Raw genomic sequence first — 12713 nt, forward strand, 5'->3', positions numbered from 1 at the left:
ATGTCGCCGCTTCCGGGAAGGGCGGGCCGCTCGGCATCATCCCGGTCATGACCATCGAGCGAGGACAGAGCGACCCCCTGGACGACTTCTCACGCAGAACCGTCGGGGTCGACGACGTCGACAAGACCGTCTACGTCACCGGGTCGGGACCCGCCGTCGTCCTGATGCCGGAGATGCCGGGCATCAGCCCGGACGTGGCGCGGTTCGCGCGGTGGGTGCGGGACGCCGGCTTCTCCGTGTACCTGCCTTCCCTCTTCGGCGTCGACGGCGCCTATCCGCTCGCCGAGGCACGGGACACCGTCGTCCGACGCGCCTGCGTCAGCGCCGAGTTCAGGGCGTTCGCCGGGGGCGGCACCAGCCCCGTCGTCACCTGGCTGCGCGGCCTCGCCCGCCTGGCGCACGCCGAGTGCGGCGGACCCGGCGTCGGCGCCGTCGGCCTGTGCTTCACCGGCAACTTCGCCCTGACCATGGCGCTGGAACCCGCTGTCGTCGCACCCGTGGTCAACCATCCGTCACTCCCGCTGGACGACCCCGCAGGTCTGGAGATCGGTGACGAGGACGCCGCCGCCGTGGCCGAACGCGTGGCGCGCGACGGCCTGAAGGTGCTGGCCTACCGCTTCGAGAACGACGCGTGGTGCACCGGCCGGCGGTTCGCGGCCTACCGGGCGTTGCTCGGCGACGCGTTCGACGGCCGAGTCCTCGAAGCGGAGTCGGCGAACGCGAACCCTCCGCCCTTCTTCCGTGACGTCGTCGGCTGCGCCCACAGCGTCGTCACGGCGCACCTCGTCGATCAGGAGGGCCACCCCACCGTGCGGGCACGGGACGAGATCATCGCCTTCCTGAGCGAGCGGCTCCGGACGGCGTCTTTGTGAGTCGGTGAGTGCCGCCGCGGCGGGAGCGGGAGCGTGGACCGAAGCGGGTGGACAAGGACCGCATCGGCGGCAGACTGATCCCATGACCGAAAAGGATCTGAAGGCTGATCTCCACCGCTACCTGCAGTCCGCCCGCGACGCCGTGCTGTGGAAGCTCGAAGGCCTGTCGGAGTACGACGTCCGCCGCCCGATGACACCGACCGGCACCAACCTCCTGGGCTTGGTCAAGCATCTGGCCGGAGTCGAACTGGGCTACCTCGGCGACACGTTCGGACGTCCGTCCGGCGAGGACCTGCCCTGGTTCGACGAGGCCGGCGAGACCAACGGGGACATGTGGGCGACCGCGGAAGAGTCACGCGAGTACGTCACAGGGCTCTACCGCCGGGCGTGGGCACACTCGGACGCGACGATCGACGCGCTGGCGCTGGACACCGTCGGCAAGGTGCCGTGGTGGCCCGACGGCAAGGACGAGGTCACGCTGCATCACGCCGTGGTGCGCGTGACCGCGGACACGCAGCGCCATGCCGGGCAGGCCGACATCCTCCGGGAACTCATGGACGGGGCCGTCGGCATGACCAAGGACAACGACAGCGTGATGCCCGGCGACGCGGCCTGGTGGGAGGCCTACCGCGCCCGGCTGGAGCACGCGGCCCGGGAAGCCGAACGAGGCGTGTGACCGCGGCTCCCCGGGGGCCTGCGTCGCGTGAAGGGGACGCCCGCGGCACGTCCTACGAACCGGCGGAGCAGGACCTGCGCCGGGTCTCCGCCAGATGGACGGTCACGAACCGGGCGAGGGCCAGAGCGTCCTTCGGGTCGTCCGCCCGGAACGTGACACGGCGCAGCAGGGTCACCGCGTCGAGCGCGACACCCTCGCGGGCGAGGACGAAGACGAGGGTGAGGAACGCGGAACGGGCGTTGCCGTCGTCGAAGGGGTGGAAGAAGCACACGTCGAGATACGCGCGTGCGGCACGGACGTTCAAGGGGAGACGTCGTCCGGCATCCGCCGAGCTCTCGGCCAGGCAGGCGTCGAGGCGGCCGCGGGTCTCCGGGCCGATGCCGTAGCGTTCCCTGCCCTCCTTGGCGAAGGCGGGGAGACTGCGGAAGGGCGGCAGCCGCGACGTGTTCAGGACGTGCTGCTGCCAGCCTCGCAGCAGTTCGAAGTCGAGCGGGGCACCGCGCGCAGCGTCGGCCCGCACCCGCTCCAGGGCGGCGAGCAGGCCCTCGGCACGAGCGGAGTCCACGGCGCCGTCGAAGGCGAGGATGTCGTCCGCCGCGCCGTCACGCGACGGGATCACCGGTCCGTCCACGCCACCGTCGGGGTCGCCGTCCGCGAGGTCCTGCCACGGCACGGTCCCGCGCACGGCGAGCCAGTGCTGGAGGTGGTCCGGCGCGGGTCCGGCGGGCGGCTGCGCACGGTCGCCGGGCCGCAGCGACAGCGCGAGCCGTTCCGCGACATCGTCCACCAGCACCCTGTCGGGACCGGTCCAGCTCCGGAACCGGCCGCCGATCGCCTGGTCGACCAGTTCCTCCGCGGCATCGGGTGCGACTCCCCAGCGGCTCAGGAACCAGGTCAGCACCTGACGGCAGTGCCCCTGCCATCCGCTGCCGCAGCCGGTGCGGTCGGTCACCTGCTGGATCAGATGGCGGGCGGCGCACTCCCACAGGACGCGCTGGTCCTCGACGGCGGCAAGGTCCAGCGGATGCGCCTCGAACCGTCCGGCGAGGCTCTCCAGCCACTCGCGCCACTCGCACAGCGCCGCGACGACCCGGGGGAGCGTCTCCTCGGAGGTGGTGATCGAGTCCCGCGGGCAGCACCAGTTCCCGACCGGCCCGCCGTCGAAGTCCCCTTCGTCGTGCGACCAACGCCAGCCGACGACCCAGCGTCCGTAGTGCCGGACGAGCGCGTCCGACATGGCGTCGGCCCAGGGATCGGCCTCGTGCCGACTCCAGGCGTTCATCGCCGGGTCGGCGAAGGGGACGTCGGGGCGGCGCGGCACATGTCGGGCCGGCCCGAGAGAACGCACCACCTGCGGCGCCGACGCGCTGTCGAAGGGATGACGGGCGGGATCCACCTGGTCCCAGTCGAGCTGGCCGGGGGACAGGTCGAAATTCACCGCGTCAGCCTGCCACGCCCACCCGGCCCGAGTCCAAGTGGATTTCCGCGGGCCGCCCGGCGTCGTCGTGCCGTCGGGGCCCGGCGTACGGCGTCCGGCACACGCTCGCCGCACTCGGCGGGCTTTCCAGGCATCCCGGGCTTCCGCGAGAAGGCCCCGAGTGCCCTGTGCCCTACGCGCTGTGAGCCGTTCCTGTGGTCACGTGCGCCGCGTCGAGGACGCTCACGCGTGGGGCGCCGCGCCTGTCCGGTCGCGCCGCTCGCGCTGGGGGACCACCGTGTACCGGGGGTCTCGCGCGGAGGCGATGCCGGCGGCGAACTGTCACGAGTCGGACCGCTCCCCGCCGGATCCCGAATCCCACCGGGGGCGCCTCTGGTCGTCGCTTCGCCGGCTTGCGGAGTGCCTGAGCTCGTGCGGAGTGAGCCGCTCGCCCTCGCCGTGCGCGCGCGGCACTTCGTTCGCCTCGCGCATTTCCCTGGATTCGTGGACGGGCCCGGACTCCGGCAGCGTCGGATGCTGTCCCCGCCGGGGCACCGCCGATTCACTGCGGCGCACCTTGATCCCGAACCGTACGGCCCAGATCAGCGCGCCGACGACGATCAGGCCACCGACGAGCACGGCGAGCGCGCCGGCGGTGGCCGCCGACGCCGTCGTTTCCGTGGAGATCATGTACATCGTCCCCGGGTACCCACCGCGCGGCCTTCTCCACCCGGGCGCGGGACGTCGGCGTCGAGGCGGCCACCCGTCGAAGGTCCCGGATGCGATCAGTGCCCCACCGGGGTCCGATGGAGTCCTCGTCGGCCCCGCACACGCTGTACCGGGCCGACGAGGACCGGGACCCCGGCGAGGAGATCGGCTCACCGCCGGGCAAGCGCCGGGCGTGCGACCTGCTCCCGCTTCCGGCGTGCATGCCGTGGCTTGCGGGTCCTGTGGGGTACCCGACGGGTTGTCCGGTCGACGCACCACTCGACCACCTGAAGGAAGGCGGCGCATCATGCCGGCAGGATCGAGCAAGAAGCGTGAGCGGCAGTACGAGCACATCAAGGAGAGCGCGGAGGAACGCGGCGAGTCGACCAGCCGGGCCAAGGAGATCGCGGCACGCACGGTGAACAAGGAGCGGGCACGGGCCGGCGAGTCGAAGACGGCGAGCAGGACGTCCCTCCGGGACCCCAAGTCCGCACCGGAGCGCGGTGGACAGCGGTCACACTCCGGGGCACAGGGGCCGACCAAGGATCAGCTGTACGAGGAGGCCAGGAAGCGCGAGGTGCACGGCCGCTCGTCGATGAGCAAGCAGCAGCTGAAGAACGCACTCGGGCGCTGACGCGGAGCGTCTGCGGCCACGGGCCGAGCAGGGCCGACGCGCCTCCGCCGCGGGGCGAAGCGCGGGAGGCGCGTCGACATTCGCTGTCGGTCGTGCTCGGTCAGTCGTGCTTGCCGCGGCCCGTCAGCGTGTCGCGCAACCGGTCGACCAGCCCGAGGCCCGGCGCGACGAGCTTGTCGGCCGGGGGAGTGTCCGGAGCGGACGGGTGGGGCCGGGTCGGCGCCACCTTCTTGGCCCGACGGACCTTGTCGCCGAGCTCGTCGAGAGTCTCCGGGGAGCAGGCACTGCGCAGCATCGGGAAGAGAATCTCCTCCTCCTCGGCCATGTGGGCGCGGATCTCGCGCATCAACGCGCCGATGAGCCGGTCGAATTCGGGATCGTCCGCGTCGTGGCTCTCCAGGTCCTTCATGATCTGCTCGGCCTCGGAGTGGTCCTCGATCTCCTTGTCGGCCAGTTCGTCACCGTGCGCCAGATGCTCGCGCACGGCCGGGTAGAGGTAGGCCTCCTCGGCGACCGAGTGCCGTACGAGCTCCATCGTCGCCTGGTCGGCGTAGATCTTGCGGTCCTTCTCGCCTTTGGGGCAGGCCTCGATGCGTCCGAAGAACTCCTCGACCTCACGATGGTCGGTCATCAGTTCGTCCAGGACGTTTCCGCCATGGCCCATGTCCTTCACCTCCGGTGGAGTGACGTTGTGATCGGTCGGTCCTCGCCTCCGGGTGCCCGTCGACCCCTGTTCGACACGACGATGTGCGGCACGCGCCAGGAGGCCGGTGAAACGGCTGCGCCGGACGGCGCGCGGACCGCCGGACCGGTCACATCTCGGCTTGTCTTCCGAGCCGGATCCGGTCTCAGGGATCACGTGTGAACCTCCTGCCACGGGGGACCCAGAACCACGGGATCGCAAAATGGGAAGTTCTCTGACAAACCGATACCTCGACGGGAGGTGGCACATGGGTAGGTTCGGCGGCAGCCCGCTCGTGACACCTCCGGGTGTGTACGCGCCTCAGCAGGACACGGAGCTGCTGGTCCGTGCCTTGCTGCGGGAAGAGATCAGCGTCCGCACGGACGTGCTCGACCTGGGGACGGGGAGTGGCGTCCTGGCCCTGAAGGCCGCCCGCCTGGGAGCACGCGTCACAGCGGTCGACATCGACTGGCGCTCCGTGCTCACCACCCGCGTGAACGCCCTGCTCGCCCGCCGTCGCGTGACCGTCCGCCACGGCGACCTGACCGCTGCCGTGGCGGGCCGGGCGTACGACCTCGTGGTGAGCAATCCGCCCTACGTGCCCTCGCCCACCCCACGGCTGCCCCGCAGGGGCCCCGCACGCGCCTGGGACGCCGGACTCGACGGCCGGGCGGTGCTGGACCGTCTGTGCGACGAAGTTCCTGCCGCCCTGCGGCCCCGGGGTGTCCTGCTGATCGTGCACTCCGCGCTCTGCGGGACCCGGCGGACACTGGAGCGGCTCGCCGGCGCCGGACTCGACGCCTCGGTCAGCGACCGTGCCGTCATTCCCTTCGGCCCCGTCCTGCGTGCGCGCCGGTCGTGGCTGAGCCGACAGGGCCTGCTGAGCGAGGAGAACCCCGACAGGGAAGAGCTGGTGGTCATCCGTGCCCGACACACCTGAGCGACCGCGCCGCATCTGGGTGGACCGCACCGGACCGATGCTCGTCGAGGGCCCGGTCGAAGTCGTTCTCGAAGACGGCACCACGGTCGTCTCACGGCGCTTCGCGGCAGCGATCTGCACGTGCCGGCGCAGCCGTACGTATCCCTGGTGCGACACCAGCCACCGTCGGCGGACCTGCGAGACCAGCCACCGCCGGCCGACCGGGGGAGACGCGACATGACCGGCCCTTCTCTCCCCGCGCCGCGAGGTGACGTGTCGCGGTCCCTCGCCTCGACCCTGCGCTACTCGACGCCCCTGGCTGTCTCGCCCCGCGCCGGAGAAGAGGCCGACCCCTACGGCGACGATCTTCAGCTCGCTCTGTACATGCTGTACGAGCTCCACTACCGGGGGTTCGTCGAAGCGGCCGACGAACGGGAGTGGGACCCCGGGCTGCTCGCTCTGCGCCGCTCGTTGGAAGCCCGCTTCGCACAGGCCCTGCGGCGGGACGTACCTGCCGACCTGAGCGCCGCCGACGCGCTGGAAGCCGCCGTGCTCGAACCCGTCGGCCACGTCGACTCGAGTGTCAGCCACCACCTCCAGCGCGACGGCGAGCTGTGGCAGATCCGGGAATACGCGGCACTCCGCTCGCTGTACCACCTCAAGGAGGCCGATCCGCACGCCTGGGTCATCCCCCGTCTGTCCGGCCGGGCCAAGGCCGCGATGGTCGCCGTCGAATTCGACGAGTTCGGAGCCGGCCGTGAGGACGAGATCCACGCCAGGCTCTTCGCGGACCTGATGGCCGATCTGGGACTGCGCACCGAATACGGCTACTACGTCGACGCGGCGCCCGCCGAAGCGCTCGCCACCGTCAATCTGATGTCCTTGCTCGGACTGCACCGTGCCTTGCGCGGAGCCCTCGTCGGGCACTTCGCCGCCGTCGAGGTCACCTCCTCCCCGGGCTCCCGGCGGCTGGCCGAGGCCATGCGCCGGGTCGGGGCGGGAGCCGCCGCGCAACGGTTCTACGACGAGCACGTGGAGGCGGACGCCGTGCACGAACAGGTGGTACGCCGCGACGTCGTCGGTGGTCTGCTCGAAAGCGAACCGGAACTCGACGCCGACGTCGCTTTCGGCGTGCAGGTCACCGGCTTCCTGGAGGACCGGCTCGCGGCGAGGCTGCTGTCCGCCTGGCGACAGCACCGCAGTGCGTTGCGGTCCCCGCTCGGGCCGGCCGGCTGAACCTGCGGCGAGGCGGCACCGGCATTCGAGTCGCCTCAGCCCTCCGGTCCGTCGCGGCCGCGCGAGTCCCGCCGGACGCGGCAGGCGGCGGGGATGACGAACCACCACAGGACGTACAGCGCCGCGACACCGGCCACGATCCACGGGACGTAGCTGTCGTCCTGCGTGGCGACGCGCAGCACGAGCAGAAGCGACGCGGCCATGGTGACCAGCAGGAGGAAGAGGCCCAGCACGGTCAGCCGGGAGGCCCACACGACGGCCCGGGGCTTGATGAGGCGGCCGGAGACGATGCGGTGGAACGACACCGGTGCCACCAACGCGCCCGTGGCGGTGGCACCCAGGACGATGATGACCACGTAGAGCGTCCGATCCGCATCCGAGAGCTGCCGGAACGTCGGCTGGAACACCACCGTGAGCAGGAATCCGAAGAGGATCTGGACTCCGGTCTGGGCGACCCGGATTTCCTGGAGGAGGTCGTTCCACATACGGTCCGCGCGCTCCGAGGGGGACTCGTTGCGTCCGGTCACGTCTTCCTGGCTGCCGCGCTCCATCGAAACGCTTTCCTTTCCGGGCGCGCGATCCCGTGCCGGTCGGCGCCTCGAAGCCATCTGTGACAGACATGTACCCGGTGGCATCGTTCCTTCACGCGAACGTGGCTCTCGTGCGTGCTCCGCACGCCCCGGTCTCCTGCCGGCGTGTCCGCCGCCACCCGCAGGTCAGAGACGAGACCGGCACGGCGGCAGCTCTCCGGATCCCGGAAGTCCGGCCCGACGGCTCGGCAGGTACGGGGTGGTGTCGTAGCCTCGCCCCCGTTCCTCGGATCCAGTGCCCACGGGCCGTCAGCTCCCGCCGTCACCAGGCCGGCTGATGCCCGGCCGCCTGTCACCTCATGCCACCCTGCGGCCCGGCCGCGGGTGGCGCAATGCGGCGCGGGGAGGCCTCCCGCGGGCCACGAAAACCCGGCAGCCATCCGTTCCGCGCGCGGCGGCCGGCGCTCCGAATTCTCCTGTCCGAACCCTGTACGGGCCGCGGGTGTTCGGGATAACTTCTCCTCGCCGTCGCGACTTGAAACGATTCAATCCATTGTTGCCCAGGGAGGCACCATGACGTCGAGCGACACACCGGACAAGAGCATCGGCATTCCCAGGCGAACCCTCGTCACCACGGCAGGCGCCCTCGGACTCTCGGCGGCTTCCCTCTCCGCCGGACTTCCCGCGGCGGCGGCACCCGCGGCCCGGGAGGCGGGCGCCGCCGCCACCGGCGCCCCGGCGCGTCGCGCCAACGGGTGGCACCCCTACGTCCAGGCACCCTCCTCGCGCACGGTCCGCCCCGTGCGCGTCGTCGAGACGAACGGGGACGTGCGGCGTCCCGACGCGCTGCTCGAACCCGGCGGTGCCAGAACGCTCCTGCGTCGCCCGCGCCCCGAGGCGGCGCCCCGCTGGCCCGACGGCACCAAGGCCGAGGCCTCGTCCACGCATGCCGGCAACAACGGCAACGACGGGCGCCCGCGCACGTATGACGCCGCCAACGCCATCGACGGCGACCCCGACACCTTCTGGAACGACGACACCCAGGGTGCGTTCCCCGACGTCCTCACCGTCACCCTGCCGCAGCCTGCGCGACTGCCCGGCATCACGGTGATCTCCAACAGCGACGGCGTACCGACCGACTTCACCGTCGACGTGTGGCGCGACGGCGCGTGGACCACGGCCGCCACGGTCTCCGACAACGATGTCATCCAGAAAGCGGTCCCCTTCCCGGAAGACATCACCACGGACCGTGTACGCATCACCGTGACCGGTGTGCAGGACACTCCGCACGGTGCCTTCACGCGCGTCAACGAAGTGTGGCCCGCGCCGGTCGAGCCCATACCCGCGCCCAGCGTCACCGTGGACTTCGGCAAGGTCGTCGTCGGATACCCGCGGATCCGGTTCACCTCCGCCTCGGACAACGCCCCCGGCGTCCGTCTCGCGTTCTCCGAGACCCGTCAATTCCTCACGAACCGCTCGGACTTCACCCGTTCCGACCAGGCGGGTGGCGCCGGGCAGGGCACCGACCAGTTCGCCGTGCCGGCGCGCGGTGCCGACTGGACCGACCACAAGGGCTTCCAGTCGGGCGACAAGGTGTTCGCCGACGGACTGCACGGATTCCGCTACGTCAAGATCACACTGGACGCCCTGGCCTCGGACGCGCCCGCCGCCCAGCCCTGGGGAGAGGTGGAAATCGACTCCGTCGCCCTGCAGTTCACCGGCTATCTCGGCACGCCGGGCACCTACCGGGGCTGGTTCCTGTGCTCCGACGACGAGTTGAACCGCTACTGGTACGGCGCCTCGTACACCAACGAGATCGTCACCGACACCTTCCGTCAGGACGACGTGGATCCCCGCGGCGCGTGGTCCGCCTCCCTGGAAGGGAAGTTGGTCCTGCACGACGGAGCCAAGCGCGACCGGGACCCGTACGTCGGCGACCTCGCCGTCTCCGCGCGCACCCTGTACCTGACGCACGACGACGCGGCCGAGGCGGCCCGCAACGTACTGGCCGACCTGGCGGAGCACCAGCGCGCCGACGGCTGGATCCCGCCCGCCTCCATCTCGGGCTACACCCTGCCTCTCTTCGACTATCCGCTCTACTGGGTCACCTGCAGCTGGGACTACGTCCTGTACACCGGCGACCGCGCCTACGCCGCCCGGTATCACCCCCATCTGGTCAAGGTGCTCGACACCTGGTACCCCAGCGTCACCGACGACGTGGGGCTGCTCAGCAAGGGCCTCAACGGCACCGGCGGATACGGCGACTACGCGTTCCTGGGCCGTACGGGCCGGGTCACCTACTACAACGCCCTCTACGTCCAGGCCCTGCGCGACGGAGCCCGGCTCGCCCGCCTGCTGGGCCGTGGCGCCGACGCCACGCGCTGGCAGGCCAGGGCGGACAAGGTCGGGCAGGCCGTCAACTCGCTGTTGTGGGACGCCGACGCCGGCGCCTACCTGGACTCCGCGACCGGCCCCGTGCGGCACGCCCAGGACGGCAACGCCCTCGCCGTCGTCACCGGCATCGCCGACGCGGACCGCGCGGCATCGGCGCTCACCCACCTCGACACGACCACGAAGCGGGCGTACGGCAACGCCTTCATGGACAACGACACCCTCTTCGACCAGGCCTCGCAGCGGGTCTACGCCTTCACGTCCTACCCGGAGATCCAGGCCCGCTTCCTGACGGGCGGCGCCGCGTCGGCGCTCGACCAGATCCGCCGCACCTACGTATGGATGGACCGGCACGACCCCGGCATCACCCACTGGGAGGGCATCGGCCCCGACGGGTCCCTGTACGAGGACGCCTACACGAGCATGGCGCACGGCTGGTCCACCGGGGTGCTGCCGGCGCTGACCCACCACCTGCTGGGTGCCCGGCCGACGTCACCCGGGTACGCCACCTGGGAGGTGGCTCCACAGCCCGGCGACGTCGACTGGGCGACGGGCCAACTGCCGACACCGCACGGGCCGTTGCGGGTCGAGTGGGAGAACGGCGCTCATGAGTTCCGGCTCGCCGTCCATGTCCCGGACGGCACCCGGGGCTCGGTGGCCGTCCCCGGTGACGCGCGCCGACTGCGCGTGCGTGCGGGCGGCCGGACGCTCTGGGACGGCAGGCGCGCGGCCACCCGTGACGTGACCGTGGCCGACCGGACCGTCACCGTGTCGAACCTGGGGCCCGGCAGCCACAGTCTCGTCTGCGAGCGACAGGCATGAGGCACGCACCTGCGTGACCGGCAGGGCCGGCAGGCCGGCCTTCCGGCACCCGGCTCTGCGTGAAAGCGGGGTGCGGGCGGGCGGCACAAGTGTGCCCGCCCGCACCCTTCACCCCTCGGCCGTCCCCAGCCGGGCCAAGGCCGCCGTCACCAGGGCCGCCGTGCCGGTCTCCAGGGTGAGGCGGACACTGGGCAGGTAACGGGGCGAGTGATTGGCGGGCAGGACGCGGAGCTTCTCGGCGGCCCCGCTGCCGGGCGCCGCCGCCCACTGGGCGGGACCGGTCGCGCCGAGCATCCAGTAACCCCCGCGAATGCCGGGCCGACCGTGCAGAGCGGCGCCCGCACCGGTGAGGAGCGGGAAGTCCTCGGTGGCCGTGGCACCCGGCCACCCCGTGACACGAGCGGCACCGAACTGCCCCTCGTGGGCGGCGCGGACGGCCGCGGTGACCTCCGGATCGGCGAGAGTGACACCGGAACGGGACAGGACCGTCACGGTCACGCGGGGCGGACGTGCGGCGGCAGCGGCCTCGGCCCGGACGACGCGCTCCACCGCGGTGACGGCACGATCGAGGGCGGGCTCGGAGAAGGCGCGGACGGTGACATGGAGCACCGCCGTCGAGGCGATCACGTTCCCGGTGCTCCCCGTGTCGCCCGCCCGCAGGGAAGACGCGGTGACGACGAGCCGCTCGGCCGGATCGGACTCGCGGGCCGCGACGGCGGAGAGCCGTACCACGGAACCGGCCGCTGCCAACAGGGGGTCGGCGGTCAGATGAGGCGTGGCGGCATGACCTCCTTCGCCTTCGAAGCGCGCCTCCAGGAGGACACTGCCGGCCATCACCGGCCCGTCCGCGTGCGCCACCATGCCCGCGGGGAACGGCGCCGTGTGCTGCGCGAGGACGTCGTCCGGCGGGGTGATCCGCTCGTACAGACCGTCCTCCAGCATGGCGCGGGCACCGCTGAGGGTCTCCTCGGCCGGCTGGCCCACGACGAGGAGGGTGCCGCGCCACAGTTCGCGACGGGCGGCGAGCCACCGGGCGGCCGCCGCCGCACAGGCCAGATGGGCGTCGTGACCACAGGCGTGCATCACCGGCACGGGCCGTCCGTCCGGTCCCGGAGCGGTGGCCGTGCTGGCGTAGGGCGCGCCGGTGTCCTCGGCCACCGGCAGGGCGTCGAGTTCGGCGCGCAGGAGGACGGCGGGACCGTCGCCGTTGCGGAGTTCGGCGGCCACGCCGTGACCGCCGATCCCGCGCAGCACACGGAAGCCGTCGGCGTCGAGCCAGCCGGCGAACCGGGCGGCGGTACGGCGTTCGTCGCCGGAGAGCTCGGGATGGCGGTGCAGGTCCAGATACAGCTCTGCGGTGGGCACCGACAGGGCGTCCAGACCGGGCAGGGCGGGAGCGGGCCGGTCGTGGCGCGTGGTGGTGCCCGGTCTGCGGCTACGGGTGCTCATGGGCGGGACTCCTGGGGGCGGGTGTCAGTGAGGTGACAGCGGACGGCAAGGGCGGTGACGGAGGCGCCGCGTAGAAAGGGAGGTGCCGAAGGCCCGGAACACTTCGGCAGGTTCAGCACACGCACCACCGGACGGGACTGTGCTGCCCCGTCCGGGTCCATGTCCTCGGACCAGAAGGAGTCGTCATGGCCGACAGCCCCCTTGCCTCTCTCGCCCAGGAGATCCTGGACCTGGAGTCGGAGACCTTCGAGATCACCGACTACTCGGACGCCAGCGAGGTCATGCTCGGCTCGTCCACGAGCTGTTCGTCGACCAGCACGTGTTCCAGCACCACCAGCACCACCTCCTGCACCGCCTGACGTCCGTCGTCGGCATCG

The 12713-nt window shown here is 71.7% G+C and carries 13 protein-coding genes; 8 read left to right on the forward strand and 5 right to left on the reverse strand.

The window, feature by feature from the left end; all coding sequences use genetic code 11:
* Positions 1–47: 47 nt before the first annotated feature.
* Positions 48–872 (forward strand): dienelactone hydrolase family protein, encoded by an 825-nt coding sequence (locus tag ACZ4IF_RS43295; RefSeq protein ID WP_467574418.1) that lies wholly within the window; start codon positions 48–50, stop codon positions 870–872.
* An 82-nt stretch (positions 873–954) separates the two neighbouring features.
* Positions 955–1548 carry a DinB family protein gene (locus ACZ4IF_RS43300; protein ID WP_467574421.1) on the forward strand — a complete coding sequence of 198 codons (594 nt, stop codon included), beginning with the start codon at positions 955–957 and terminating at the stop codon, positions 1546–1548.
* Positions 1549–1600: 52 nt separating this feature from the next.
* Here the strand turns inward: ACZ4IF_RS43300 and ACZ4IF_RS43305 are convergent, their stop codons facing one another.
* Positions 1601–2986, reverse strand: a complete 1386-nt coding sequence (locus tag ACZ4IF_RS43305) for a Fic family protein (RefSeq protein WP_467574423.1) — start codon at positions 2984–2986, stop codon at positions 1601–1603.
* 321 nt (positions 2987–3307) lie between these two features.
* Positions 3308–3655, reverse strand: coding sequence for a DUF6479 family protein (locus ACZ4IF_RS43310; RefSeq protein ID WP_467574426.1), 348 nt, complete (start codon positions 3653–3655; stop codon positions 3308–3310).
* Between the two features lie 325 nt (positions 3656–3980).
* On the opposite strand from ACZ4IF_RS43310, the gene ACZ4IF_RS43315 reads away from it, so the two are divergent.
* Positions 3981–4307: a plasmid stabilization protein gene (locus ACZ4IF_RS43315; protein WP_467574431.1), complete on the forward strand. Its 327-nt coding sequence runs from the start codon at positions 3981–3983 to the stop codon at positions 4305–4307.
* 100 nt (positions 4308–4407) lie between these two features.
* On the opposite strand, the gene ACZ4IF_RS43320 is transcribed toward ACZ4IF_RS43315, so the two are convergent.
* A complete protein-coding gene (locus ACZ4IF_RS43320; protein WP_467574434.1) occupies positions 4408–4971 on the reverse strand; it encodes a hemerythrin domain-containing protein in 564 nt (187 codons plus the stop codon).
* 286 nt (positions 4972–5257) lie between these two features.
* On the opposite strand from ACZ4IF_RS43320, the gene ACZ4IF_RS43325 reads away from it, so the two are divergent.
* Genes ACZ4IF_RS43325 through ACZ4IF_RS43335 form a run of 3 tightly spaced genes read left to right on the forward strand, consistent with a single transcriptional unit; the run spans position 5258 to position 7144 of the window.
* Positions 5258–5929, forward strand: coding sequence for a HemK2/MTQ2 family protein methyltransferase (locus ACZ4IF_RS43325; protein WP_467574436.1), 672 nt, complete (start codon positions 5258–5260; stop codon positions 5927–5929).
* Positions 5930–5966: 37 nt separating this feature from the next.
* Entirely contained in the window at positions 5967–6149 is a 183-nt protein-coding gene (locus ACZ4IF_RS43330; protein ID WP_467574519.1) for a CDGSH iron-sulfur domain-containing protein, read from the forward strand.
* Complete coding sequence (locus ACZ4IF_RS43335) at positions 6146–7144, forward strand: iron-containing redox enzyme family protein (RefSeq protein WP_467574439.1); 999 nt, start codon at positions 6146–6148, stop codon at positions 7142–7144. The genes ACZ4IF_RS43330 and ACZ4IF_RS43335 overlap by 4 nt, the downstream gene beginning before the upstream one ends.
* A gap of 35 nt (positions 7145–7179) precedes the next feature.
* Here the strand turns inward: ACZ4IF_RS43335 and ACZ4IF_RS43340 are convergent, their stop codons facing one another.
* Entirely contained in the window at positions 7180–7695 is a 516-nt protein-coding gene (locus ACZ4IF_RS43340) for a DUF6328 family protein (RefSeq protein ID WP_467574441.1), read from the reverse strand.
* Positions 7696–8247: 552 nt separating this feature from the next.
* On the opposite strand from ACZ4IF_RS43340, the gene ACZ4IF_RS43345 reads away from it, so the two are divergent.
* Positions 8248–10887 carry an alpha-L-rhamnosidase-related protein gene (locus tag ACZ4IF_RS43345; RefSeq protein WP_467574444.1) on the forward strand — a complete coding sequence of 880 codons (2640 nt, stop codon included), beginning with the start codon at positions 8248–8250 and terminating at the stop codon, positions 10885–10887.
* 108 nt (positions 10888–10995) lie between these two features.
* Here ACZ4IF_RS43345 and ACZ4IF_RS43350 read toward each other — a convergent pair whose 3' ends face one another.
* Positions 10996–12336, reverse strand: coding sequence for an amidohydrolase (locus ACZ4IF_RS43350; protein ID WP_467574447.1), 1341 nt, complete (start codon positions 12334–12336; stop codon positions 10996–10998).
* Between the two features lie 185 nt (positions 12337–12521).
* Here ACZ4IF_RS43350 and ACZ4IF_RS43355 point away from each other — a divergent pair, with 185 nt between their 5' ends.
* Positions 12522–12695, forward strand: a complete 174-nt coding sequence (locus ACZ4IF_RS43355; RefSeq protein WP_028801243.1) for a thiazolylpeptide-type bacteriocin — start codon at positions 12522–12524, stop codon at positions 12693–12695.
* Positions 12696–12713: the final 18 nt, after the last annotated feature.

It is taken from the genome of Streptomyces sp. NPDC025784 (genome assembly GCF_055558435.1).

Coding starts and splice junctions, on each gene's coding strand:
- ACZ4IF_RS43315 (WP_467574431.1), top strand. CDS start 3,981: ATGCCGGCAGGATCGAGCAAGAAGCGTGAGCGGCAGTACGAGCACATC.
- ACZ4IF_RS43325 (WP_467574436.1), top strand. CDS start 5,258: ATGGGTAGGTTCGGCGGCAGCCCGCTCGTGACACCTCCGGGTGTGTAC.
- ACZ4IF_RS43350 (WP_467574447.1), bottom strand. CDS start 12,336: ATGAGCACCCGTAGCCGCAGACCGGGCACCACCACGCGCCACGACCGG.
- ACZ4IF_RS43295 (WP_467574418.1), top strand. CDS start 48: ATGACCATCGAGCGAGGACAGAGCGACCCCCTGGACGACTTCTCACGC.
- ACZ4IF_RS43345 (WP_467574444.1), top strand. CDS start 8,248: ATGACGTCGAGCGACACACCGGACAAGAGCATCGGCATTCCCAGGCGA.
- ACZ4IF_RS43320 (WP_467574434.1), bottom strand. CDS start 4,971: ATGGGCCATGGCGGAAACGTCCTGGACGAACTGATGACCGACCATCGT.
- ACZ4IF_RS43340 (WP_467574441.1), bottom strand. CDS start 7,695: ATGGAGCGCGGCAGCCAGGAAGACGTGACCGGACGCAACGAGTCCCCC.
- ACZ4IF_RS43355 (WP_028801243.1), top strand. CDS start 12,522: ATGGCCGACAGCCCCCTTGCCTCTCTCGCCCAGGAGATCCTGGACCTG.
- ACZ4IF_RS43330 (WP_467574519.1), top strand. CDS start 5,967: ATGCTCGTCGAGGGCCCGGTCGAAGTCGTTCTCGAAGACGGCACCACG.
- ACZ4IF_RS43300 (WP_467574421.1), top strand. CDS start 955: ATGACCGAAAAGGATCTGAAGGCTGATCTCCACCGCTACCTGCAGTCC.
- ACZ4IF_RS43310 (WP_467574426.1), bottom strand. CDS start 3,655: ATGATCTCCACGGAAACGACGGCGTCGGCGGCCACCGCCGGCGCGCTC.
- ACZ4IF_RS43335 (WP_467574439.1), top strand. CDS start 6,146: ATGACCGGCCCTTCTCTCCCCGCGCCGCGAGGTGACGTGTCGCGGTCC.